The sequence below is a fragment of the Pseudorhodoferax sp. Leaf265 genome (genome assembly GCF_001422365.1).
Taxonomy (GTDB): Bacteria; Pseudomonadota; Gammaproteobacteria; order Burkholderiales; family Burkholderiaceae_C; genus Pseudorhodoferax.
In genome coordinates, this window is record NZ_LMMT01000020.1 from 22,750 (window position 1) to 46,903 (window position 24,154).

Sequence of the window (24,154 nt, forward strand, 5' to 3'; positions counted from 1 at the left end):
ACACCCTGGTCAATTTTGAATCGGCACTTCGTCTTCTAGATGGTCAGTTTTGGGTCGGCGCCAACACATTCCAAGAAGAGCGCATGCGACGAGGGCGACGGAGTGCGGTTCTGGCACTTCCGACACGCCAAAACTCGAGTCGAACCAAATCCGTCCGGCGGTGATCGGCGTCCCGATCGCGGGCATTTGATGGACCTCAAACGCTGCGGCAAAGCTGACGATCGTTCCGGACGAATCGCGTTGCAGATCGAAGATCTCGAAACTGCCGTCGTAGTACGTGTACGCCATGGAGTACTCGCCGACGGTCATGCCTGCGCGGCCTTGCATGTAGCCGTAGGGGTCGGTGTCGTCGTAAACGCCAGGCACCAGCGCCACGTAATCCCAAGGACTGGAGAATTCGATGCCGAAATGATTCAATCTTGGGCCGATGATCGTCTCTTCCGTCCAGACGATTCGGAAGTCCAGCGAGTTGTTGTGGCGGCTGAGACGGTGCCGCATCGAGAACGACGCGTCCGGCGATCCCGGCGTGACCACCTCCGTGTACTTGTACTCCCACGGGCTGTTTTGAACGCCCCAGCTCGTGTCGATGGGTCCGAATCGATCCAGCTCCAACCTCGTGATGGAGGCGCTGGCGCTGAACGTCAGACAGGCGGCAGTGAAACCAAGAAGAGCTTGCTTGAAAGAAAACATGAAGACCAGAAGCAAATAAATACCGAGAAAAATTCTACAAATTGTGACAAGTGTCGCGCCGGGCAACTTCATCAGCTTTATGGAGAAACGGCACTCCGACGGTAGTTCGTGCGCGCAGAACCACCGATGCCGCAAGCGCATCTGCGTCGCCGCTTGCCGCCGGGTCAGATCTGCGGGATGGCGGCGCAAGTGCATCCAGCCGGACGCGCGCTCGCGCGGTTCGTTTGCCCCAAGCTAGGACGTGGGGCCGTCGCCATCGCCTGCCCGGACCGTGGGCCACCGCGCGCCAACGAACGCAGTCGGCGCTCAATGGAGCCGGGAGTGCGGGGTGCGGCCCGGCTCCGAGAGAACCGCACCCGCCTGCACGGTCGCGATCAATGCGTCCGCTTCCGGTTGCGTCAGCGCCTGCTGCGTGACGAGCCATTGAAAGCGCGCGATCTCCTTGTCCGGCTCTCCGTTGACGTCGATGGACCCGTACCAGCGTTTGAGCTGCGCGCTGCGGCGCTGCAGAAGCTCGTGCACGATCGCATCGTGATGCTTTTCCTCCTGGATGACGAACAGCCCGCCGGTGCCGACCGAGAAGACGCTGTACGAGATGCGCGTCCAGCGATGGACCACCAAGCACACGCAGCCGGCCAGCAGCCAAAACCCCCTTCCCGCCAAGCCGTCGCCCTTCGCAAACGCAAATCCCAGTTGCAGGATGCCGATCACGATCCACAGCGCGCCTAGGTTGCGCCACCAGGCGTTCTCCTCGATGCGCACGGACGGCTTCGCCGCAACGTCTCCGTAGGACACCTTCGCCTCGCCAGACCCGCTTCGGTCCTTGTACTGAAACGTCACAGCGTCCGCGTGAAAGTCGAAGCGATGCGTGACCGACCGCCTCTTTTGAACGAAATGCATGGTTCTGCGGCTTCGTGCTTTGTGCCGACGTGCTCGCCGGTGCTTGGCGGTCCTTGGAGACCGCCGGGAGCCCAGGCAAAGAGCGCCATTTCAGCAAGCTTCGGTGCACGGCGGAACTACCAAAAACTGCAGGTGTTGCACCGAGCGCGCCCTGCGGCGCCGCGCAGCCGAACGGGGCGAGCGCACGAATGGATCAAGTCGCGTGAGCCCCCGTGGACGTCGCCCGCTCCTCCCCCAAGCTCCGCAGCGTGGCGCATTGGATTCGCATGACATCCTCAGGCGAGCGGATCGGCCGAGACCGTGACCCCGTGGTGCGGTTGCATCGCCTCGATGTGAACTGCAGCCACGCTGCTTGATCTGCGGGCGCATGCATGCACACCTGGCACTCGCCCTCGCCTACCAGCTGCGCAGACGCCGTGCGATGCAAGTCCATCCGAACCGCTTGCTGAACCGGCGGATGCACGAGCTGTCGAAACCGTTGACCCCGCACAGTGCCGCGCGCGCAGGGTTGGCGTGCGACTCGTAGGCAAGTGCGGCGTTTGCCGTCGCTCGCATTGTGGAACGCGAGCTGCGGCCAGCGCGAACCGCGAACGATCTCAACAAGATCCGCGGACGGCCACCTGGTGCTTCGCACAGACTTTGGAGACGACCGGTGGCCGGGCGCAGACTCCCTGGTTGCACTTCCCGCAAATGGGCCGCGACACACCATAGGTAGTGGTTGCAAGGCAATACAACCGCAGATATAGTGATCGGCACCTTTTTCCTTCGCACCGAGGTGACCCATGGCATCCAACACGAAGCAAACCTCCGCCCGCGTCGCGACCGTAGCTGGCAGGACGCTGCAGAACGACAACGCCAGCGCGGTGCAGCGCTCGCTCGCGGGGTCCGCGCTCAGGCAAGCCGGCACGACCGCGCAGACCGGAGCACGCACCGAAGACCGCGCGTCCCGCGCGCTCGACAACCCGCGATCGTCGCCCGTCACGCGCACGCTGGCCGGCAGCGTGGTTTCGCAGTCGAACCGCAAACGCTGATCGCCCGGGCAGAAATGCGGTCGCTGGCCGTCGTTTGCCCCACAAGGATTTGCATGGGTTGGCCCGGCGGCGCACTCACACTGCAGAGTGGCAGCAAAGCAGACGGATCTGCCGGCTCGCCCATCCTGATGCAGGGCTGCTTGTGGAGGGATCGTCTGAATCAAGGATGCGCGACTGGGCGCATTGACGCCCGGACCAACGCCATCTCCTCCCAGCGCTCGCCTCATAGACCGGTTCCCACCAACCGCATCCGCTACGGCCATGCGAGGACGACATGGTACGGCTGGACATGTAGCCCACATCGCTGCATCACCCCTCTGCAACCGCCGCTGAACGAACGTAAAACGGAGCGCTCGCGAGGCGATCGCGTGTCCGTCGCGGGCAGAGTGTTTGGAACCTCGGGGCCTTCCTATTCACTTCGGACACAGTAGCACTCTACCTCGCGCACAGGGTCACCCAATCCCCCGCATTTGCCATGATCGACGACTTAATCAGACGTGCGTGGAACGCACCGCCTCGTTCGTCGAGGTGGTCTTGCTAAGCGACGTCACCGTCAAAGCAACGATCGAGCTTGGCGAGGGTTTTCGGTTGTGGCCGTTGAGTACCGACGACCGAGCTGACCGCTCCTCTGCTTGGGTCGGGGAACGTCCCTTAGCAAGGCTGGGGAAGCGCCGACGGCGGCCCTAAAAGGTTGCTGAAATTCATCCCTGGCGGCCAGCGGGAGGCCGCATCCCACGTCAACACTCCCAGGGCGAGACGGAGGTGGTGTACTCGGACGCCGGCCGACCGACACCACGTCGCGCTGCCCAAGCGCCGGCAAGTAGCTGGCGTGCAGCCGCCCTGACAGAAAATGGCGGCCTATGCGCCGCATCGCACACATCGACATGGACGCGTTCTTTGCGTCCTGCGAGCTGTCGCAATACCCGGAACTGCGTGGCGTGCCCATGGTTGTCGGCGGGCGCCGGTCCGATGCCCCCAAGGTCAAGCCAGACGGCACGCGTGAGTTCGCGCGCCTGCGGGACTACGTCGGGCGCGGCGTGCTCACCAAGGCCAGCTACGAGGCCCGCAAGTTTGGCGTGCGCTCGGCCATGCCCACCATGACGGCAGCCCGCCTGGCGCCCGACGCGATCATCCTGCCGGTCAACTTCGAGCTGTACCGCAAGTACTCCCGGCTGTTCAAGGAAGCCGTCGCGTCGGCCTCTCCGGTGATCGAGGACATCGGCATCGACGAGGTCTACTGCGACGTCTCGATGCTGGAAGACGACTCCGAAACCATCGCTCGACGGCTGAAAGCGGCGGTCGTCGAGGCCACGGGCGACCTCACCTGTTCGGTCGGTCTTGCGCCCAACAAACTTCTGGCCAAGCTGTCGTCGGAGATGCAGAAGCCAGACGGCTTCACGATCTTGACCATAGACGACCTGCCTCGCAGGGTCTGGCCCATGGCCGCCTCCAGTATCAACGGCATTGGCCCGAAGGCCAACGAGCGGCTGGCGTCGTTTGAGATCGCCACGATCGGCGACCTCGCCGAGCGCGAAGAACCGTGGCTCATCGAGAACTTCGGCCGCAGCTACGGCGCCTGGCTGTACCGGGTCTCCCACGGTCTGGATGACCGCCCCGTCGTGACGTACAGCGAACCGGTCTCGATGAGCCGGGAAACCACGTTCGAACGCAATCTGCATGCGGTGCGGGACCGCGAGGAGCTGGGCGCTGCCTTCAAGGCTCTGTGCGACCAAGTGGCTGCCGACCTCTCGCGCAAAGGCTACGTCGCCAAGAAGATCGGGGTCAAGCTTCGCTTCGACGACTTCAAGACGGTCACGCGCGATGTGACCTTACCGGTGTCCATCGGCGACGCCCGCAGCTTGCGCAAGGCAGCGAGCAGTTGCATCAAGCGCATCGACATGGTGCGCACGATCAGACTGCTTGGAATCAAAGCCGGCAACCTCGCTCGACCAAGTCAGCAGCAAGAGCCTGAAGAGGCGTCCCAGTTCGCGCTGAAGTTCGACTAACCAGCCCGACAAAGGGGGCAACGACGATGCATCCGAAGCCTGCACTTCGCCGGGCAAACTGGAGGTTGGAACACAGAAGGGCGACGGAGGTATCTGTTCTGGCTCGCCGCTTGGCTACGGGCCGCACAGGCGTTTGCGATTGATCAGACATACACACTGCCAGCGCACTAAACTTTCTGCATGCGGGGTCTTTGTTGGCAGCTGACATGGCCTGCTCAGTCAAGTTGGGGACGAATCTGTCGGGCCCATGATGGCGGCGTAGGTTCCATTTCGTGGGCGGCCGAGAGCTCAGCTTTCTCGTCCGCCCGCCCTACTCCAGCGGTTGCGACGATCGCGACACCGCCGCCACCCAATGATTCAGCCAACGCAGCCCATAACGGCAACGAAAGCGGCCCACCTAGTCGCACCCTCACCCGCCGCCAGCCTCCTGGAACGCGGGCTTCCCCTGCACCGACAGCAAGGCTCAGACCGACGCCCCCGCGGCTGATCCTGCCTCCAGCGCCACAACAGGCGCGGCTTGGTCACAGGCACGCTCAAGTTCCCCGCCCTCCACCGCCAACCCATTCTGGATCCTGATGCTCATTGATGCAGTGCATGACTATCTGCAGCCTCACCACTGAAGCAGTGAGAGCCGGACAGTGATCCGAGCCGCGGCCGTAGGCACATGGATGGCAATGGACTCGATGCTCCGGGCTTCGCTTCGCGGTGATGGCCGCCTTACCTAGTTAGGTATGAGCGACATCACCGTATCCGACGACAGGCTGCGTGGAGGGTAGGATCGTCACCACTGCCCTTCCATCCTCCCAATTTCGCACAGCGACGACTACAGCGGACTGCATGGCCAAGTTTTCGCTTTCCAGCAACTGCACCGATCAGGAACGGAAAAAAGATGCCACCGATTGCAATCAACCCACCCGTGAAGCTCAAAACCAAAGGCGGTCTCGACGCCACACTTTTCGAGCTTGATCCAGACGATCTACAAGACGGGATTTCGGGAATGGTCTACACACCTGGCATGGGCGACGTTGCCAAGAGCTGGAACGACTTCGGAATCTGCAGCAATGCGTCTGATGTTCTCAACATCGATCCCAGACAGCCGGCTTTTGTGGCCGTCGTCGACCAGCTGCGTGCAGCGCGTCCCTGATCCCAAGACATTCCGGAGGCACTATGAGCAAGACCATGGAAGAAGCCGAAGCCCAGCTCAACGCAGCGAGAGCAGCTTTTCAAGCCGAACTGCAGCAAGACTGCAACCGATCCGAGGGAAGTGGTGCACAAGAACGACGCCGTGAAGAGCACCAGCAGCACCTGAGAGACGAAATCGTGCGTTGCGAACGCGAGATGGAACTGGCGAGGAATGCCGCGGCTGGAACCTAGCTCCACCTCGGGAGAGGTCGACGAGACCCTCTCACGATGAGCGACAAGCTTGCGCGGTTGCGTCATGAGATTTGAGATGCCGACCGGCGAGCAAACCGACCTACCGTGTCCTCATCCAGCCCCCATTCCCGAAGGTTGGACCCAAGAGCTTGCCACAAGCAAGCGGGTCAATCGCCGTCCGTGCGATCGGACGGCTGATCGTGCTCATCTGTGGCCGCGGGCATTTTGAAGTTCGCGAACTGAAGCATGGTGTTCGCAATCAACCGTGCGGACTCGTCCACGCTTAAGAAGTCGAGACGTCCGTTGGGCAGGAGCCGAACGTCCAAAAGGCTTTCCTTGGTACCGGGAAATTGGTGATACTTTTTCTGCTGAACCAGTTCGAACACACGATGAAACCGATGCTCGAACTCGGCTCGGTTCTGCGGCGTGTCCATCGTCTTCATACGTGAGGGCATCGGCGTCGTCCTAGATGGTGGGCGCAAGCAGAAAATGGCGACCGTCAAGCTGACCGTCCCACGCGATGGCCAGATCAGGTGGCAGCTTCAATGCAGCCTTCTCGACCTTCAGAAAGCATCCCTCTTGCTGTGGCCAGGAATCGCGGATGCTGCCGATCCGACCCTCGCGCCAATAGCCCCGCGTGACGGCGCTGGTGCCACCGACGTGCTGGATCAATGCGGAGGTCGGAATCGCTGGAGCGAACGTGCCAAACAGCGCCGATCTCGGTTCCGCCCTGACGCACAAGTCCATCGATCCTGCGTGGCCACTCCTGGGCGTCTCGGTCGATGCGAAGGTTGGCGATTGAGCTGGAGGAATCGCTCGTGCGCCCCGCCGATGCAGAAACGCCGTCAGCCTCAGGTACCGACGCTGCCGCTCGTGAGGAAGCACCAGGCATGCTTGAAAGTCCAAGAACATCTCGGAAGCTTCGACCGGCATGATGGAGCCGAGACCGCCTCGCGAGATAGCTTGCATCCAACGTTCGGCTGGCGACACAAAATCCACCACCCGAAGCCGATGCAGAGGTGAAGGGTTGTAGACGCGGAACAGTTGCTCCACGAACAGCAGATCCGATTCACTCAACCTTGACGAGAGCGTCACCAAGATGGCGTGGCGAACGTTGGCTTCCCAACGTGCCAAAGGGCGTTGGTGGGAGTCGCGAAAATTCCGCAAAAGCAAGCCCTCGAGCTCTTCGGCTGTCGCGATCGACATCGGAGCGCAACCCGCGCGCAAGCGCTCCTCAACTTGACGCACCATGTCGGCGTCCACAAGCCCTCGTGCGGCCAACTCGTCCCACTGCAGCTCCAACGACGTCGCCCACGCGGGGACCTCAGGCGGAGAACCCGTCGGCGAGCGCCGCACCGCCGACACCGAGAACCGTGATCGCAGGCGCGAAACCGCACTACCCGCCCCCGGATGGCCGTCGCCTTCAGCACGCCTGGCCAACCGAAGCAGGACGCCCCATCGGCCGGCGTGATCGCACTCGCGCTCGATGCGATCGAAATCAAGCGCAGGCGCAAGCCGATCCCACAGTTCGGTTGGGCGAGAGCTGGAAAGAGCGTCGAGCGCGCCGCAGATCACGTCTGCGCGCATGCCGGTCGTCGCCTCGAACGCCAGCGGCCCAAGCGTTGCTACGTAGTCCGGCCGCTGCTCAAGAAGCCAAAGGATCATCTCCGCGGCTTGAGCCTGCCTCATCCATTTGGGATGGTCCACCAAGCCCAACAGCAGATGCAACAGCGCATCGGTTGCACCGTCGCGCGTGTCGGCGCTTAGAAATCCGTACTCGTGCACGTGCTCCGTCGCATCACCCACCATGCAACGAACATGGTCCAAAACCACGTCGACGATCGCGGCGCGCTGCTGATTGTTGAGAAGCCCCGACATCCTGCCTATGAGATGGTCGGCCCTGCGCCACTTCTCGACGTGTCGCTCAGCTAGTATCAGCGGCCCGTACAACCTGACGAGTTCGGCCGGATCCTCAAGACCTGCGCGTACCAACGCCTCCGCACGGGCAGCCTCGGGGGAATGCCCACCCCAAACCGACCAGCCGCCGCCTTGAAGAAGTTGCAAGGCAGTCATCGCTTCGTCACGTGCGGTCCCTGCATTCAAGCGCGCAACGTGAGCTTCTGCGCGCCGCAACGCCTCGCCAGACTCGCGCACAGATCGGTTGGTTCCAAACGTGCCGGGCACCACCAGTGACCCTGCCTCGTTTCCACGTACATCAAGTCATGCAGCCAAGCGGGAGCTCTCCCAGATCACTGGGGGCAGGAAGCCGTTGGCTGAGTGCAAGCGCTGGCGGTTGTACCAGCCTTCGATCCAATCGACGATGTCCAGCCTGGCCTGCGCCCGCGTGTCGTAGCGTACCTGATGGATGCGCTCGACTTTCAGCGTTTTGAAGAAGCTTTCCATCGGCGCGTTGTCCCAGGCGTTGGCCCTCCTGCTCATGGACATCGTGATGCCCAGCTCGGCGGCCAACGCCCGGTAGCGCCCACCTGCGTACTGGGTGGATTCAACCGGTCGTCGCAACACCTTTAATCAAGGAGGTGTTTATGGGCCGACCTGCGGGTTGGATGCACAAGTTGACGGGGCGTGGTGCGATGCGCTCGCCTGGAGCACCGTCGCTGCGACGGGAAGTGGAACGACAGTTCTGGCAGCAGATTGCCACCGGAATCACGAGCGAGAAGGCCGCTGAAGCCGTCGGCGTGTCGCAGCCGGTTGGCTCGCGCTGGTTCCGGCATCGTGGCGGGATGCCATTGTTCATGTCGACGCCTGTTTCCGAGCGGTACCTGTCCTTTGCAGAGCGAGAGGAGATTGCCTTGTTGCGAGCCCAGGACATTGGTGTGAGGGACATAGCCCGTCGTTTGGGACGAAGCCCCTCGACCGTCTCCCGAGAGCTGACACGCAATGCTGCAACACGTGGCGGCAAGCTCGACTATCGTGCATCGGTCGCGCAGTGGAAAGCCGAGCTTGTTGCCAGGAGGCCAAAGCCGGCCAAGCTGGTCACCAACCCACAGCTGCGTCGCTATGTCCAGGACCGCTTGGAAGGCGAACTGCATGACACTCGCGGCAAGGGAGTCACCGGTCCTCGGCAGGCACCATTCATTGGGCGCAACAAACCGCACCGTGGTGACCGCAAGTGGGTGAAGGGTTGGTCACCGGAGCAGATCGCAAATCGCTTGCGGATCGACTTCCCCGATGATCCATCGATGCGCATCTCCCATGAAGCCATTTACCAGTCCCTGTACATCCAGGGCCGAGGGGCTCTCAAGCGCGAGCTGGTGAGCTATCTGCGCACGGGCCGTGCCTTGCGTACGCCGCGGGCCAGAGCCCAAGCCAAGGCATGGGCACACGTCAGCGAGGAAGTGATGATCTCCAACCGACCGCCAGAGGCCGATGATCGTGCCGTTCCAGGTCATTGGGAAGGAGACCTGATCATCGGGCTGGACCGGTCTGCCATCGGTACGCTGGTGGAGCGATCAACCCGCTTCACCATGCTCGTGCACTTGCCGCGCGAGACCGGCTATGGAGTGACTCCCAGAACGAAGAACGGACCTGCACTGGCGGGATATGGCGCGACCACCATGGCCAATGCGCTCAAGAAAACAGTGACCACGATGCCTACGCAACTGTGGCAGTCACTGACCTGGGACCGTGGCAAGGAGCTGTCCGATCATGTTCGATTCACCATTGAATCGGGCGTGAAGGTCTTCTTCGCCGACCCACACAGCCCCTGGCAGCGCGGCACGAACGAGAACACCAACGGCCTGCTACGTCAGTACTTCCCCAAGGGCACTGACCTGTCCCGATGGGACGTGCGCGAGCTTCAAGCTGTGGCCAACGCCTTGAACAGCAGGCCACGTAAAACGTTGGACTGGAGGACTCCTGCGGAGGCGCTGAACGACTACCTAAAATCCGCCGCGTAACCCGGTGTTGCGACGACCGGTTGAATCCACCCTGGGATCCGCGGTCGGTGTGGACCAGCAGCCCCTTGGCAGGCTTGCGCAGCCACCATGCCGACTTCAAGGCGGTGCACACCAGCGTGGCGTCAATGTTCTCGGACATCGACCAGCCCACGATGCGCCGGCCGGCCAGGTCCATCACGGCCGCCAAGTACAGCCAGCCCTCGCCAGTGGGCACGTACGTGATATCTGCCACCCAGGCTTGGTCGCGCTGCCAACCATCAAAGCGTCGGCCCAGCAGATTCGGTGCCACCGGCAAGCGGTGCGCCGAATCGGTGGTCACCACGAACGGCCTTCTGTACACCGGGCGCAGGCCTTGGCGCCGCAGGCTCTTTCGCACTCGCTCGGCACTGACGACTTCGCCCTGCTGGCGCAGCTTGTGAACGATCCGAGGGCGGCCATAGCTTCGGCGGCTGGCATCGTGGATGGCGGCCACCTTGGCATCTAGAGCCTGGTTGGCCAGTGTGCCGGGACTGGGCGGGCGCACGCGCCATTGGCAGTAGCCGCTGCGGGACACCTGCAGCACGCGGCACAGCCGGCTGACGGTGTACTGGTCGCGATGCTCGTCGATCCAGGCGTACTTCATCGCGACCCCCTGGCGAAGTACGCCGTCGCTTTTCGAAGGACTTCCACGTCCAGCTTCGCGTCGGCCAGCTCCCTGCGCAAGCGGCTGTTTTCCGCCTCCAGCTCACTCACCGGGCGCCGCGCTGGCGCCTCACTGGGCACAGTCGCGCCGCTGGCGCCGGCCGATGCAATGCCACGCCTGGACCAGTTACCCAACGTCGCCACCGGCACGCCGAGGCGACGTGCGGCCTCGTGTCCGCCCACCGACGCGGCCAGCCTGACGGCCTCGCCCTTGAATTCTTGTGTGTACTGCCTCTTGGGCAGCTTGCCTTCTCTCATCTCGATTCTCCGTACCTCTGAAGTTATCAACTTCTTGCTGTACGTGAAATCGAGGCAGGGTCAGTCTTTCACGTTCACGATACGGCGTACCTCGGAGGCCGCTCCTTTGGCCTTGAGCACGTCCTCTGGCCAGCAGCAGGAGAAGTCTTCAAATCCACCACGGGGGCTCAAACGTCGGTCGGCGCCAACACAAAAGCGCATTCTGTGTACCCTTCGTATGCGATGCTCACTGCCTCTGCACGACCTACCATCCCCATCACACTACGCTCCCATCGCCGGAATGTCGACTCCCCATCGCCCTTCAGCCCCCCCTCCGAATGCCAATTGGTGGCTATACGACAGTTGGATAGAGCGGCCCGGAGCGGAGCCGACGCATTTCTACGGCATGGCCGCACCAATTGAGCGCTCCGTGCAGGTGTCGATCAGGTGCGAACGGCTTCCCTCTGGCGCAATGCTGCACGTGCAACAGCGCACCTTCGACGGCAACGAACAGGCCGGACAACTGCTGCTGTCATCGATCAGCGGCGGCGTGGCCAAGATCGACCTGTCCTCGTTGCTGCCCGAGGCGCCCTCGATAGCGGTCCGGCACCAACGTTCTGTAGTGACCCCGTTCCCGGGGCACTCTGCCGCGATGTCTCTTGTCAGCTACGGCTTGCCGCAAGTGCCAACGGGCGTGCCGGCCGACCTTGACTTCGTGCGCGCTGCCGACATCGTCGCGCAGGACGTTGGCGTGGATTTGCGCAAGCAGCAGATCACCCACATCGGCGGATTCGACCTCTTCAAGCTAGCAGACCGACTCGAGGCGCCGGGCGACTTCCGCATGCATGTTCTGCGGTCAAGGGAGGACCATCACGACAGCGTTGTGACCGTATGGTGTGTCAGCCCCGAGAAGGATGCGTGGACTGCGCACATCCGCGCCCTGGGCGATGGCGAAGTCCTTTGGGAGGGACTGAAGTTTTGCGGTCCCGACAAGTCCGGATTCGATCAAACCGTCGATGGAATCGTGGACGAGTCCATCATCTCCATTTTTGATCAGACCGGCAAGTTGCTGCACCGGGAGCATGCGACCTACATCCGAGAAGTGACGCTCACGTCCCGCACGCTCGGTAGGACACTTCAGGTGGGCGACAGACTAGCGATTCAAGCAGCATCCCAAAACAAAAAACATGCGTATGCCTTCGGCTCTGCGGCGGTCCGCACGCACCACACCGTGGTCTCCTACGACCCGGACGGTCTCAGGCAGTTCCGCCAGAGAATGCAAGCCCACTTGAGCCACCTGGACGCAACTCTGCATTCGGACCGATGGTTCCCTCGCGGCTTGGACGAACAGCTCGGCGTCATCGAACACTTCAACCGCCTTCTGAACGACGGCACCGTCACCCGCGCTGTGATCGCCGACCCGTTCTTCAATGGCGAAGCCGTGGAGCGCCTTCTCACGCGCCTCAGTTCGGACTCGTTGCACGTGACGATCGTCACGTGTTGGGGAAGGACCGACGTCGACACAGGAAAGCAGCTGAGCCCGCAGGACCTGGCCGAGGACCGGATGGTGAAGCACGAACTGCCCAGCATCCTCGGCCGCCTTGCGCCGCTGCTCAGTGTTCAGCTGCGTTTCGTCAACCTGATCACTGGCAGCGGAGAGCCGGCTTTCCACGACCGATACCTGCTCTTGAACCGCCGCGACGGTAGTCGAGACGTCTATCTTCTTTCCAACAGCATCAACAACCTTGCCGTCAACTGGCCCTTCTGCATGAGCCGCCTCACAGGCTCTGCACTGAGCGACGCGTCGGACTACATCGAGGGACTTTGCCACGGTCATGACGCCACCGAATCGACAACGACGCGCATCAACTTTGAATGGCCTGCGCCGCCGGACGCTTTCCCGAGAGCTGAGACATAAATCAAGCGTGCTTCCCACCTTGCGGTGGCTCCTGGATCTGGACGAAGGCACAAGGCCTACGGCGGTGTTCAAGGCGGCTCGCACTCGACGCCTCTTCGTGCGGCGTCACGAGCGCAAAAGTGTGGATGCGGGCAGAGTCGCTCGAGCGATCCGTCGCTCAGGCAATCGACACGGCCTTGCTCGCCCGGGCGTGCTGTTTGGTTTGGGTGAGTTGATGGCCCATACGGTCGAAGGTTTCGACGCCGCGGCCTGCGTGACGCTTCTCAAAAGTCCTGCCCGTAGGGTGCTTCGTGGGCGTTTGCTGCTCCGACGATTGTTGGGTGAAGCTGCGCGGAGAGGCGAATCTGTCGCCCCGAAACGGCACGGCGTCGAGACCACAAGCTTGGACGCAGTTCGTGAATCGAACTTCACGCTGGAAGTGATGCAAATCGCACGCGGACGTGACGACATCCGATCGGCCAGCTACGGCCTGTCCGCAGTGTGCGACTTTGCCTTGTTTGTCAGCCCCCGAACCTTTGGCGACTGGCTGCGCACCGAGGCAAGCCATTGGGCGGCATCCGCGGTTGTCAACCACATGCTTCGGAACGCGCGACTCGGCCTCGAAGCGCGGGCCCGCTTGTCGATCCACCTCGATACCAACGTTCCGGTGCTGCAGGCGATGGGCATGGAGGCGCACATGGAGCAGTTGTCAAGCGTTGACGAGGCCTTCGATGGCCTCGCGCACGCGGCGCGGCAACTCAGGCGCCGATCCACATCGAACGCGCAGGCGTTCGCACTGGCGACCATCGTGTTCGATCGGGTCAGGCTGTTGCGGCTGTGGGAGCTCGATGCAGTCGTCAGCGAAACGCCTTCAGCGCTCCCCGGTCCCTCCTTCGTGCAGCTTCCCCCGAAACAAGCGCACCATCCCACGTCGGCCGATCGCAGGCGCCTGATGGAAATGGCGTTAAAGGGTGCGCAAGACGGGGCTTTTGGCGCGCGCGCAGCAGCGGCGGATCGTCTGCTTGATGCGGGGTTCGACCTGCTTGCGGAGCACGCGCCTTCTGCGGCACTGACCGATCTGCAGATCGCACAGTTGACGCGCTGCTTTGTCGGAGATCCATCTCAGTATTTCGTTCGTTTGGCACAACGCGTGCAGTCGGTCCCTCTGAAGGAATCGATCCTCAAGCTTGCCGTCCGAGAGTTTCAGAACCTGCTACTTCCGACCGTCGCGGCCGACCCATTCGAGCACCAACCGTCCTCTTCGGAGGATATGGAAGAGCGGCTGCGTTGGTTCGGCGAGGCGACCCGGATGATCACGGTGCCCAAGGATCGGACGCTGGACCGACACGTGGGGCTGTTGCTCCATCCGCTCACCGAAGCGGCAAACAAAGTCTTCGACCAGCCGTACGCAGCCGACGTTCGGCCGAACGCGTATGCATCCGCGCTGCAACGGCGGCTCCAGGGTGTGTGGATGGCCTTGCACCTGGGTCATGGGTGGCCAGATGGTCCGGCACCGTTGCCCAACCTCATGAAAGTTGCGCTCAAGCAGGCAGACTTGGTGCTTCAGAAATGCCGCGGAGACATCGACGATCAGGGCTGGCAGTACCGTGTCGTTGGCACCGCCCTGGCGTTGATGGAGCCAGGCAGCCCGGGTGACCGGCGGGAAGCGTGGCTGCACGACGATCGCATGCCGCCTCTGGTGCGCTGCATGTCCTTGTGGTCGTCGGCGCCAATGATCGAAGGCCGCGCGAGCGTTGCTCTGGACCTGCTGCATCAGGCCTTGCTCGACCTGAATGCGGGAGATGCATGGAGCGTGGCCTCTCTGTCGCTGGAGCTGCTTGATTCAAGCATCGGCCAGGCGCGTCGCCTGGACGATACTGCGCTGGAAGACGGAATCGTTCGGGTTTGGGAATCCAGCCTCATTCGATGGTCCCCACTCTGGCGCGAGCGGCTTCGTCCGATCGCCGCCACATTATTGCGTGCCGTGCGCGGTGGAGCGCTGGAACGCGATCAACTGCTTGGTTCTCCCGACTTCGGCGGAAGCCGGTGCGCACAATTGTGTCGTGAGGAAGCGCTGTCGTCGCGTCCCCACATGGCGGGCTGATGGTTGGGGGCGGTCCGGCCGGCATGAGCGGTGGGTGCTGCCCCAACGGCGTTAGCCCGATGCAGTCACTGAGGACGACAGCGCTTCACAGCGCGAGGAGCCTCAGCACGAAGCTGATTGGCCCGACGCACCTATCGTGCACGTCGACCCAGCCGGTCCGTCCGCGCCCTGGATTAGCGAGCGAAGCCTCGACTTTCGTCTTGCGTCTTGCGATCTCAGCGACGAGGCATCAGCGCTCGGCTGGGGCCTGAACCGTTCGGCCTAGAGCAGACGACAAACGGCTGCTTTCCGACCACGGCCTGGTCCTCCACCTGCGTGAGCGTTTCTACACAGCCGACCCGTTTGGGGGGACGAGCTGCGACGCAGCCGCGCACGAGACATGCCACGTCGCAGGCAAATGAGCGCGCTCGCTCCGCTGGGGGGCAAAAGGAACACATGGCGCTATATTGCAAGGATGAAGAACGCGACGGTCGACGAGGTAGCCAGTGCATAACTGTTGTGGTTTGAGCAACTAGCTCGCGGCATTTCGCCAAGACAAGGCGTCCTGTCACGACACTACCTCAGCAACGTATTCACCGCCTACAGCCGCTACTCGATCTGCAAGCCCGCGGTGGGCGGAGCCCACAGCATCTGCATCGGGGACATCACGGTCGAACAGCCTGGTCATGGCCTTTTCACAGCGCTGTGCAACCAGTTCGAGGCGACCAGCGTTTCAGCCAATGTTGATTCAATGTTCGTTGAGAACGTGGCCAACGGGCGCTTCGCATCTCGGCTGACGCGCCGAGGATTCCTACGTTTCCCCTACAGTGGTTCTGACGCGCCCACGCTGTACCTGCCCCGCAGCGGGCGCTGAAGTCGAGCGCCATTTCAGCCATTGGCCGCATGGGGCGCACCCGAGCCTCGGCCCTCGACTAAGCGGTCTCGCGCACGCATGAATGGAATCGAGGAACTCCTACCCTTCTGCTCCGCGCCGTGATGGATCTGATGGCATCCTTGTTGGAATACGGTAATAGTCCGACGAGGACCACCCTTGCCTGAGCGTGGGAGGGCGGCAAGCATCTGTCCCTGATCGCTGACCCGCTTGGAGGTGTGCGCTTACGGGAGATGGTGCACACCATGAAGAGTGAGTCGCAGGTTGGCAAGGCCAGTCGCAGGCAGCACGACTTGGCCTTCAAGCGGGACCTTGTACAGCAGTGCCTGGAGCCGGGCGCGTCGGTGTCGGCCATCGCGCTGCGAAGTGGCGTCAACGCCAACATGCTGTTCAAGTGGCGCCGAGACCATCTTCGGCATCGAGCCGTCCGTCGGCAGCAACAGCGACAGCTATCGGAACGCGTCCGCCGCGTCATTCGCCGGGCAGGCGGTAGAGAAAGATCGGCTTCATCGTCGCAGCCAAAGGAGCGTCGCGATACGTGGCCGGTAGGAACCGAACGCCTGGTGCTCCGCACCAGAAGCCGTTCCTGAAGGGCTCCCACCGCTGCAGAGTGTCGGCGTCGTTGGCGACGGTCTCCCTCATAACGACGGCATAGATGGCGCCACAGACACTGCACTTGGCGAGCGGCCTCTCGGGAGTCGGTGCATCATGGAGGCATTCTGCGGCAGCGGCGCATTAGTGAGCCTGCGAACTGGCCGCCACCTGCCGACGAACGGTGCATTCAGTTCGTCAGGGAGACATCGATCAGTGTGCGTCAGCCGTTGCAAGCGCCAAGATGCGGCTGCCAGGCATACCTTGCTCAAGCGCGATGCGGGGCGTCGTGCCGTTGAGGGCCATCAAAGGCGTTTCTAAGAAAGACAGAAGCCGCCAGCCGTCATGGGTACCGAGGCACTCCGCCAGCGGTTGCAGCAACGGCCAGATCTCCGGCTCAAATTGCCAGCTTGGCAGTTTGAAGCCGCGCCGAAGGTTCGAAACGCCAATGCAGCGACCCGCTTTGATCCAGGCGTTGATCGTCACGCGGCTCATGCCTGCACGCTTTGCTGCTTCATCCATGGTGATCATGTCCACGGCTCCCATTCGATCGCGCCGAAACTTCGCGCCTGACCGTAAAAGCGCTTCGGATTGGGCCGTCGAGGCATAGACGTCGGCTGCCGCACCGCGCAGCTCATGGTGGCTTCCGGGAGGACTTGGCGACGTGAGGGAGCGAGGCTTCATGTCTGATCCGGGCTCTCTGCAATTGCTTTGAAGAAAAGCGACGACGGCACAGTCTACCGACGATCGAACCAGTCGCGCACTCAGCTCCGCAGCGAGCGCTGCATCGCGTCGGACGTACCTCGTGCTTGTCTAGTGAAAATCCCTTGACGTCGTCTCGAGCCCCCAAGCAACGGCGTCAGATCCGCCAGCCTGTGCCCAACCAAGTTCTTGACGCCGTCCTGCAGCTGCCACTGCCCGTAGACCGCAAGCAACCGCGCGCGTAACACCTCGGCCCTCTGCTTCTCCGTCAACGTGGGCCAGACGATGACCTGTACGTTGCCGGTCACATCTTCCAGTGAAATGAAGACGACGCCCTTGGCCGTCTCCGGTTGCTGTCGCACCGTGACGATGCCGGCGTAGCGCACGAAGCGTGCCATCAAGCATCCCACATTGGACGCATGCTGTGGGACGTTCTCGTCGTCGGCAGCCTTGGACTGGGTCTGCCTGCCTTCGTAGGTGCCGTCGCCGCCTTCCGGCTCGGTCGTCCAGTGCTTCTCCACTGGGTGCTCTTCGTTGTGACTGCCTTGCTCTGCAGCCTCGTTGTACTGCCCTGGCTTCACGACGGCCTGAGATTTGGCCGAGCCATCGAGTCCAAGGCCCGGCCGTGGTGGCGATATGGCGCGGAACTCGCCTTGCTGGTGGCTTCGCTTGCTGCGTTGAAGTCGTCCAAACAGAAAGCTAGGTGCCTAGTCAGGCAAGTCAACTCATGACAAGCCGAAGACGGCACGCGCACGGTGGGCGTGTGGCGCAACGGGCGGTTCCGGCCCTGCCGAACCCGCGAGTAGACGCTGCATACGGCGCTCTCAAGCACCAAGGCTTACCGCATGGAAGAAGCGCAACAGGTCCGTGCACTGCTGAAGCGCTATCCGTCGATGTTCAAGTCGCCGGAACTGCTCGACGTCTACGCAGGATGGGTTCCGCCGCTCGTCACGCTGTGCGCTGAAATCGACGACTTGGTTGCAGACCAGTCGTTCGTTTTCCAGTTCATTCAGATCAAGAAGAAGCTCGGGCAGTGCCGCATCCACTTCGTCCTTGAGCAGCGTCGTTCCGACCTGCGGACCGATGGCGCGCTCGAGAAGCTGGATCGTTGCAAGAAGAGCGTTCAGCAGTGTGTGGAAGCGGCCCAGTCTTCGTGCGCGTCGCGATGCCTGGTGTGTGGTCGCACCCCGGCGCCTCCCGACCGCCTGATGCCCACGCCGCTCTGCAAGATGCACAGGCGGTCTGAACATCTACGCGATCCGTGGTCCCTCGGGAAGATCCGCCTCGAGGGTCGAACGGACGCGTGAATTTGTTGGCGCGCCGTTGAGCAGAGGAGGCGGCTTCAAAGCCCAAGTGCAACAGTTGGATGTTTCAACTTGCATTGCCATGAAGGTCCTTGAAAAGAACTTCAACGGGCGTGCACCAGCCAAGCGTCTTGCGAGGTCGGGTGTTGAGCTCCCAGGCGATGTGATCGAGTTCGCGTTGGGAGTGCACGCTCAGGTCGGTGCCCTTGGGCAAGTACTGCCGGATCAAACCGTTCGTGTTTTCACAGATGCCGCGCTGCCACGGACTGTGCGGGTCGGCGAAGTAGATCTTCAGCCCCGTGCTCTCTGCGAGCTTCTTGTGCAGCGCCATCTCCTTTCCCTGGTCGTAGGTCAGCGTCTTGCGCGCCTGGGGCGGCAGCGGCGAGAACGCCTGCTCGAATCCATGCAGTGCGTCCAATGCAGTGCTGCCGTCGACCTTGACCAGCATGACGAACAGCGTTTTTCGGCACACCAGCGTGCCCACTGCCGACTGGTTGCGCGCGCCCTTGATGAGATCGCCCTCCCAGTGCCCAGGCATGAGCCTGTCGTTCGCCTCAGGCGGGCGCACGTGGATGCTGACGATGTCTTGCAGCGCGCCGCGGCGACCAGTTCCGCGCGCATGCGGTCTGCGCGCACCACGGGCCTGGCGCAAAAGCGCCACGAGTTCGCGCCGCAGCTGGCCCCGGGGCGCAGCGTAGATGGCGGTGTAGATGGTCTCGTGCGAGGCTTGCAAGGCGACTTGTTCCGGGTGCTCTTTGTGCAGCGTAGCGGCAATCTGTTCCGGCGAAAGCTTGCGCTCAAGAAGGCTGCGCACACGTGCCCACAACGCCCCTGCGCGGTGCAACTTGCGTTCAGGACAGGCCTGTTGACGAACCCGGCGCGCTCGAACTCCTGCGCGCTGCGCGTTGTAGCCGCCAGCCACGCGCGGACGCCCCATCCACGGTTGTTCGACCTCGGGGCGCCAGCCATTGCGGCGCAACTCGCGCGTGATCGTGCTGGGGGCTCGCTCAAGACCCAAGGCTATTGCGCGAGCGCTGTGGCCCTCCATCTTCATCGCCATGATCATTCCGCGCCCTTCCGCGCTCAGCTGGCTGTAAGTCCTTGTCATGCAGTTCCTCCGCAGAAGCGAAAAGTGTTGCACTTCGCGCTTGAATCCGCCGGACCTCAAAACTTGCACACGTGGCGCGAAACCGCGGACGAATCTACGATCGGAGTTCTGGAGAGGCTCGCGCTGATGAAAAATCGTCTTCTCACGCCGTACCGTGTTGGCCCGTCTGCCAAGGCGATCGGGGGGCGCAGTGACACGGTTCTCGTCCCCACATTCGCCATGCCCATGCCCCGCTGCCTGGAGGTGGCAGCAGCAGTGAAGTCGCGTGGTGCAACGCCCCTGCTTCTGTGGACGCTCCGCCAACCGTGGCCTCACATGGAGGTGGTCGACCGCATTTACGAGCTGGGCGGCGAGCTGCTCGCACTCGACGAGCGCTTCGCCGAACGCCCATCGAACGACGAAGAGCTGCTTGCAGCGGTGACCGAGGCGCTCGACGAAAGAGTCCCGATGCCAAGCGGCCCCGCGTCGAAGCGGGCGCGCGGATCGCGACCGGCCACCAGAGATCAAGTTCCGGATCTGACGCCCAAAGAGCGCAAGCAGTTTCTGGCGGCGATCTACTCGCCGAGGCGCATCGACGACGCAGGGTGACTCAGAACATGCGAGCGCCTCCTCCACCACACCGAATTGGTTGATCCCATGGCAGGACACTTTGAACCACCGCCGCCAGGCTATCGTGAGAAGTTCAGGGGCGTGGCGCTACTTGAGATGCACGCCATGGCAGAGGCCTGGTCCGAGTTCACTGCAATGCTCGATCAGAACCCGAACTACATCCACCAGGTGCTGGACTGGTTCTGTGCCGACGACCAGGTGGACTACTTCATCTACAAGCGCGCACACGACATTGCTCGCGCCGTTCGTGCGCGACGCGCCGCGTCGCAGCACGCCGATGGCGTGTAGCTGCAAACCGTCGCTAGCGATCGCCACGTGGCTTGCGACGGGAAACCTTCGCGCTCATGGCTCTGTGCGCCTGAGCACCGCCGGTTTGGTGGCATTGAAACCCCTCGCGCGCGAGCGTGGAGAACAACGGACGCTGCGATTGCTACATATGTTCGACCGCGCGGAAGCTTTCTATCAAAAACCCGTTGCGCGTGGCGCTGACGCCGATTTGCGAGCCGCGTTCCATAGCGCGCCGAGCGAATGCCTTGGTCGTGTTGGCGGAGGCTGGGTCAACCGAGGTCCAGTTCGAGCATCTTCCCTCCTCGCTGGATCGCGGCCGTCTCGTCCGTCCCGCGTCAACCAAGATCATCAACTTGTAGAAAGTCTCGGGAAGCGCGCAAGCTCACGTGCATTGACCTTCTTGTCCAAGCGCTTGTTCACAAGCGACCAGTTCAGAAGGAGTTGCGCCGCGTATCGAGCTGGCGATTTCATCCACGCTAGACAGGCTTTACTCCGAGCTGACGTGCAAGGATCTCTCCGCGCTGACTCGCAAGCTCATGCAAAGCCTCAAGCGAGCCGGGCGCCAGCCTTGTTGAGCTTCCACCGGTTGTCGGTTGAGCTTGAGAAAGCGGGTTGACGAAGGCGGAAAGCATTCCCCCTGCTGAAGGGCAGCTTGCGATGACAGTTGTTCCGAACCGGTTGAACTCGAAGCCATGACTTGATGCTAGCGGACGCAAGACCAGGTGGACAAGATTCAATTCCCTCACCAGGGACGGAAGCCTAGCTTTGCCTAAGCGAAAACTGGCCGCCGACGAATCGCAGGAGGCCACAAACAAATTCCACTTCGCCAAAGGGTTTTAGACATGAAGAATTCCATTCCCACAAGCTGTGGCGCAGACCATGGCAAAAAGGAATCAGCGGACGCCCGCTCATTGACATAGTTGAGCAGACGATCCGCAACGGCGTGGCAGCTCTCTACGCGCTCGTCGAGCTGGCCGACGACTACGAAGCGGAGAACGGCATCCTTTGCGCCCAGAAAAATCTTCGTTACGCGGGAACGCACCGCTTCGTCGTGCTGCATGACCTTGGAGATCCAAGCCAAGCGAGAGCCGCTCCCGACATCGAGCGGCATCGCAAGGACTCTTTCACCGAGGATGCCGTGCATGCGCTTCGAATGGCAAGGTCGGCCATCCAAATGCTCGCGCTTTCGGGTTCGCAGTACGAGCAGAAGATGGCAGCACAGGCCGATGGACCCGTCAGATCGCTACAAGTCCCTGACCATGACTGGATCCGAGGTGGTAGCGAGGCTCCATGAGCCGGGCTTGGCAAGTCAACCAAACAACATGGCGACGATGCGTAACCGTCCGGTCAACTCATCTTGAATTCGCCGCGCGCAACGGCAAGGATCACGTCCACGTAACTTAGGTGGACACGATGGCAAGCGAGAAGACAGACACGCGCAGGCGGTACAGCGCGACAGTGAAGGCGCAGGTTGTCGCCGAGTGCGGCAAGCCTGGGGCATCAGTGGCCAAGGTCGCCATGGCGCATGGCATCAACGCCAACGTCGTGCACCGCTGGCGGCAACAGGCTCGTGAGGGCAAGGCGCAGGCGCCCGCTACAACAGGCGAATTCATCGCGTTGCCGCTTGCCATGGCGGAAGTGCCCGCAGTAGCGCCAGCGGACATCCGCGTCGAGCTACGCCGCGGCGCGGTCACGATGAGCGTCAGTTGGCCGCCCAGCGCAGCGGCGGATTTCGCCGCGTGGACCCGCGAGTTGCTGCGGTGATCCGGGTGGATGCGATCTGGCTCGCCTGCGAGCCAATGGATATGCGTGTTGGCACACAGACAGCGCTGGGCCGCGTGGTGAAGGTCTTTGGCGAAGCGCGGCCCCACCATGCCTACCTGTTTGCCAACCGGCGGGCCAATCGCATGAAGGCATTGGTGCACGATGGCATTGGCGTGTGGCTGGCGGCCAGACAGCTGAGCGTGGGCCGCTTCGTCTGGCCCAAGGACGGCAGCACGCTGGCCCTGACTCGGGCGCAGTTGGAGGCGCTGGTGCTGGGCCTGCCCTGGCAACGCATTGGCCAAGCCGGTGTGATCGCGCTGGTCTGAGCCGTCCATTGCGGACAGTGCTGATGGCGCTGTGCGGGTGGCGCTGGCAGCATCACCGTCGTGATGAACAGCAGCAACGGCCACGTCATTGATCCAGCCTTCGCGGGTATGAGCTTCGCCGACGTATGTTCGTTGGCCCAAAGGCAGCAAGCGCAGATCAAGCACATCAGCGCTCTGAACGCCAAGATGGCCCACGAAGTGGCCGTGCTCAAGCGGCTGAAGTTCGCCGCCACGTCGGAGCGTTTCGGTCCCGAGCAAAGGAGCCTGCTGGAGGAAGCCATCGACGAGGACTTGGAAGCGCTAGACCGGAAGATCGGCAAGCTCCAGCTGCCGGCCAAGGAGCCAGGCGAGAAGCGCACGCCCAAGCGCCAGGCGTTGCCGGCCAACCTGCCGCGCCGAGACGTCCAGCACGAACCCGAAAGGACTATCTGCGTGACGCCGGGTTGCGGCTGCCAGATGAAACGCATAGGCGAAGACGTGTCCGAGAAACTCGACTACGAGCCTGGACGCTTCAGTGTGGAGCGCCACGTGAGAGGCAAATGGTCCTGCACCAAATGCCAGACGCTGGTCCAAGCAGCTGTACCGGCCTGCGTCATCGACAAGGGACTCGCCACGGCCGGCCTGATGGCGCATGTGGCGGTTGCCAAGTACATCGACCACCAGCCGCTGTACCGCCAAGAAGCCGTCCTCGGGCGCGCAGGCTTTGCCGTGGCACGCTCCACGCAGGCCGAGTGGATCGGCGCCATCGGTGTGGAACTGGCGCCGCTGGTGCAGGCTATGCGCGATGATCTGCTGGGCCGCCGCGTGCTGCATGCCGACGAGACGCCGGTGGCCATGCTCAAGCCGGCCAGCCAACGCGATGGCAAGACCCACCGGGCGTACCTGTGGAGCTACTGCACCACGGCATGGGACGACATCAACGCCGTGGTCTTCGACTTCGCCGATAGCCGGGCCGGGCACAACGCGCGGCGCTTCCTGGGCATCTCTGAGGACGGCAGCGGCGGGTGGCGCGGCACGTTAATCTGCGACGAGTACGCCGGCTACAAGCAACTCATGAACGCTGGCGTGACCGAGGCCGGTTGCCTGGCGCACGCCCGGCGCAAGTTCCACGAGCTGTGGGCCAACCATAGCAGCACGCTGGCCGAGCAAGCGCTCAAGCTGTTCGGCGCTCTGTACGACATCGAGCGCGAGACCAAGGACTTGGATCGTGATGAACGGCTACGCATCCGCCAACTCAAGTCCAGGCCAGCAGCTGAATTGCTGCATGCTTGGCTGCTGGCCAACCGCCAGAAGGTGCCCGATGGCACGGCGACGGCCCGGGCCATCGACTACAGCCTCAAGCGCTGGGTGGCGCTCACGCGCTTCATTGCCGACGCCTACCTGGCGGCCGACAACAACCGCATCGAGAACCTGATCCGGCCCACCGCGCTGGGCAGGAAGAACTGGCTGTTCGCCGGCAGCTTGCGCGCGGGTCAACGAGCCGCCGCCATCATGAGCTTGCTGCACACCGCCCGGCTCAATGGGCATGAACCCTTTGCGTATCTGAAGAACGTCCTAGAACGCCTGCCAACGCAGCCAGCTTCGGCGCTGGCCGAACTGCTGCCGTATCGCTGGAAGTCAAACGTTCTGGAACGACGCTGGCCCGGCGCTTGCGAGCAACTCTCAACATCGGCCGCAGCCTTGCTGACGACTGTCAGGCCTTAGGCCAGCCCCCTACAATCTCGGCACTGGCCGCGTCTGGCCCCTCGGAGTCA

The 24,154-nt window shown here is 62.6% G+C and carries 20 protein-coding genes and 4 pseudogenes; 15 read left to right on the forward strand and 9 right to left on the reverse strand.

The genetic code is table 11. The features are described from left to right. Positions 1 to 9: 9 nt before the first annotated feature. Positions 10 to 879 (reverse strand): PEP-CTERM sorting domain-containing protein, encoded by an 870-nt coding sequence (locus tag ASF45_RS17725; RefSeq protein WP_162244022.1) that lies wholly within the window; start codon positions 877 to 879, stop codon positions 10 to 12. 117 nt (positions 880 to 996) lie between these two features. Further along, a complete protein-coding gene (locus tag ASF45_RS17730) occupies positions 997 to 1,590 on the reverse strand; it encodes a hypothetical protein (protein WP_056665408.1) in 594 nt (197 codons plus the stop codon). 782 nt (positions 1,591 to 2,372) lie between these two features. Between ASF45_RS17730 and ASF45_RS17735 the strand changes: the two genes are divergently transcribed. From ASF45_RS17735 to ASF45_RS35430, 4 genes are all read left to right on the forward strand, one after another. After that, the gene (locus tag ASF45_RS17735; protein WP_056665411.1) at positions 2,373 to 2,621 is read left to right on the forward strand and encodes a hypothetical protein; all 249 of its coding nucleotides are present in this window, start codon (positions 2,373 to 2,375) and stop codon (positions 2,619 to 2,621) included. An 860-nt stretch (positions 2,622 to 3,481) separates the two neighbouring features. Beyond that, complete coding sequence (dinB, locus tag ASF45_RS17740; protein WP_056665413.1) at positions 3,482 to 4,627, forward strand: DNA polymerase IV; 1,146 nt, start codon at positions 3,482 to 3,484, stop codon at positions 4,625 to 4,627. 916 nt (positions 4,628 to 5,543) lie between these two features. After that, a complete protein-coding gene (locus ASF45_RS35425; protein ID WP_156473068.1) occupies positions 5,544 to 5,771 on the forward strand; it encodes a hypothetical protein in 228 nt (75 codons plus the stop codon). A 23-nt stretch (positions 5,772 to 5,794) separates the two neighbouring features. Further along, on the forward strand, positions 5,795 to 6,001 hold the full coding sequence (locus ASF45_RS35430) for a hypothetical protein (RefSeq protein ID WP_156473069.1): 207 nt from the start codon (positions 5,795 to 5,797) through the stop codon (positions 5,999 to 6,001). A 167-nt stretch (positions 6,002 to 6,168) separates the two neighbouring features. On the opposite strand, the gene avs1c is transcribed toward ASF45_RS35430, so the two are convergent. From avs1c to ASF45_RS17755, 3 genes and pseudogenes are all read right to left on the reverse strand, one after another. Next, the gene (gene avs1c, locus ASF45_RS17745) at positions 6,169 to 6,435 is read right to left on the reverse strand and encodes an AVAST type 1 anti-phage system protein Avs1c (protein ID WP_200932173.1); all 267 of its coding nucleotides are present in this window, start codon (positions 6,433 to 6,435) and stop codon (positions 6,169 to 6,171) included. A 31-nt stretch (positions 6,436 to 6,466) separates the two neighbouring features. Next, entirely contained in the window at positions 6,467 to 8,074 is a 1,608-nt protein-coding gene (locus ASF45_RS17750; protein ID WP_056665419.1) for a hypothetical protein, read from the reverse strand. A gap of 147 nt (positions 8,075 to 8,221) precedes the next feature. Next, positions 8,222 to 8,497: pseudogene (locus ASF45_RS17755) on the reverse strand (integrase core domain-containing protein); the annotation flags it as partial. A 68-nt stretch (positions 8,498 to 8,565) separates the two neighbouring features. On the opposite strand from ASF45_RS17755, the gene ASF45_RS17760 reads away from it, so the two are divergent. Further along, a complete protein-coding gene (locus tag ASF45_RS17760; protein ID WP_082551091.1) occupies positions 8,566 to 9,918 on the forward strand; it encodes an IS30 family transposase in 1,353 nt (450 codons plus the stop codon). A 31-nt stretch (positions 9,919 to 9,949) separates the two neighbouring features. On the opposite strand, the pseudogene ASF45_RS34660 reads toward ASF45_RS17760, so the two are convergent. Continuing rightward, positions 9,950 to 10,857 (reverse strand): annotated as a pseudogene (locus ASF45_RS34660) (IS3 family transposase); the annotation flags it as partial. Between the two features lie 451 nt (positions 10,858 to 11,308). Between ASF45_RS34660 and ASF45_RS17770 the strand changes: the two are divergent. The 3 genes from ASF45_RS17770 to ASF45_RS34665 all read left to right on the forward strand — a co-directional run bounded on the left by ASF45_RS17770 (position 11,309) and on the right by ASF45_RS34665 (position 16,298). Next, on the forward strand, positions 11,309 to 12,754 hold the full coding sequence (locus ASF45_RS17770) for a VPA1262 family N-terminal domain-containing protein (RefSeq protein WP_056665429.1): 1,446 nt from the start codon (positions 11,309 to 11,311) through the stop codon (positions 12,752 to 12,754). Positions 12,755 to 12,761: 7 nt separating this feature from the next. Further along, positions 12,762 to 14,837 (forward strand): hypothetical protein, encoded by a 2,076-nt coding sequence (locus ASF45_RS17775; RefSeq protein ID WP_156473070.1) that lies wholly within the window; start codon positions 12,762 to 12,764, stop codon positions 14,835 to 14,837. A 1,116-nt stretch (positions 14,838 to 15,953) separates the two neighbouring features. Beyond that, a complete protein-coding gene (locus tag ASF45_RS34665; RefSeq protein ID WP_162244024.1) occupies positions 15,954 to 16,298 on the forward strand; it encodes a transposase in 345 nt (114 codons plus the stop codon). Between the two features lie 214 nt (positions 16,299 to 16,512). Here ASF45_RS34665 and ASF45_RS17780 read toward each other — a convergent pair whose 3' ends face one another. Both ASF45_RS17780 and ASF45_RS35435 read right to left on the reverse strand, forming a co-directional pair. Then, entirely contained in the window at positions 16,513 to 16,836 is a 324-nt protein-coding gene (locus ASF45_RS17780; RefSeq protein WP_235580952.1) for a helix-turn-helix transcriptional regulator, read from the reverse strand. A 276-nt stretch (positions 16,837 to 17,112) separates the two neighbouring features. Continuing rightward, positions 17,113 to 17,393, reverse strand: a pseudogene (locus ASF45_RS35435) (OB-fold nucleic acid binding domain-containing protein); the annotation flags it as partial. 453 nt (positions 17,394 to 17,846) lie between these two features. Between ASF45_RS35435 and ASF45_RS17790 the strand changes: the two are divergent. Continuing rightward, positions 17,847 to 18,308: a hypothetical protein gene (locus ASF45_RS17790; protein WP_056665443.1), complete on the forward strand. Its 462-nt coding sequence runs from the start codon at positions 17,847 to 17,849 to the stop codon at positions 18,306 to 18,308. A 64-nt stretch (positions 18,309 to 18,372) separates the two neighbouring features. Here ASF45_RS17790 and ASF45_RS17795 read toward each other — a convergent pair whose 3' ends face one another. Continuing rightward, the gene (locus ASF45_RS17795) at positions 18,373 to 19,413 is read right to left on the reverse strand and encodes an IS30 family transposase (RefSeq protein WP_056665446.1); all 1,041 of its coding nucleotides are present in this window, start codon (positions 19,411 to 19,413) and stop codon (positions 18,373 to 18,375) included. A 27-nt stretch (positions 19,414 to 19,440) separates the two neighbouring features. On the opposite strand from ASF45_RS17795, the gene ASF45_RS17800 reads away from it, so the two are divergent. The 6 genes and pseudogenes from ASF45_RS17800 to ASF45_RS17825 all read left to right on the forward strand — a co-directional run. Next, complete coding sequence (locus tag ASF45_RS17800; RefSeq protein WP_156473071.1) at positions 19,441 to 20,001, forward strand: hypothetical protein; 561 nt, start codon at positions 19,441 to 19,443, stop codon at positions 19,999 to 20,001. Between the two features lie 48 nt (positions 20,002 to 20,049). Beyond that, positions 20,050 to 20,310 carry a hypothetical protein gene (locus ASF45_RS17805; protein ID WP_156473072.1) on the forward strand — a complete coding sequence of 87 codons (261 nt, stop codon included), beginning with the start codon at positions 20,050 to 20,052 and terminating at the stop codon, positions 20,308 to 20,310. 943 nt (positions 20,311 to 21,253) lie between these two features. After that, positions 21,254 to 21,604, forward strand: coding sequence for a hypothetical protein (locus ASF45_RS17810; RefSeq protein ID WP_056665454.1), 351 nt, complete (start codon positions 21,254 to 21,256; stop codon positions 21,602 to 21,604). 119 nt (positions 21,605 to 21,723) lie between these two features. Further along, positions 21,724 to 22,074: a transposase gene (locus tag ASF45_RS17815; protein ID WP_056665459.1), complete on the forward strand. Its 351-nt coding sequence runs from the start codon at positions 21,724 to 21,726 to the stop codon at positions 22,072 to 22,074. Beyond that, positions 22,017 to 22,400, forward strand: coding sequence for an IS66 family insertion sequence element accessory protein TnpB (gene tnpB / locus ASF45_RS17820; protein ID WP_156473073.1), 384 nt, complete (start codon positions 22,017 to 22,019; stop codon positions 22,398 to 22,400). The genes ASF45_RS17815 and tnpB overlap by 58 nt, the downstream gene beginning before the upstream one ends. Positions 22,401 to 22,463: 63 nt before the next feature. Continuing rightward, a pseudogene (locus ASF45_RS17825) lies at positions 22,464 to 24,017 on the forward strand (IS66 family transposase); the annotation flags it as partial. Between the last annotated feature and the right edge of the window lie 137 nt (positions 24,018 to 24,154).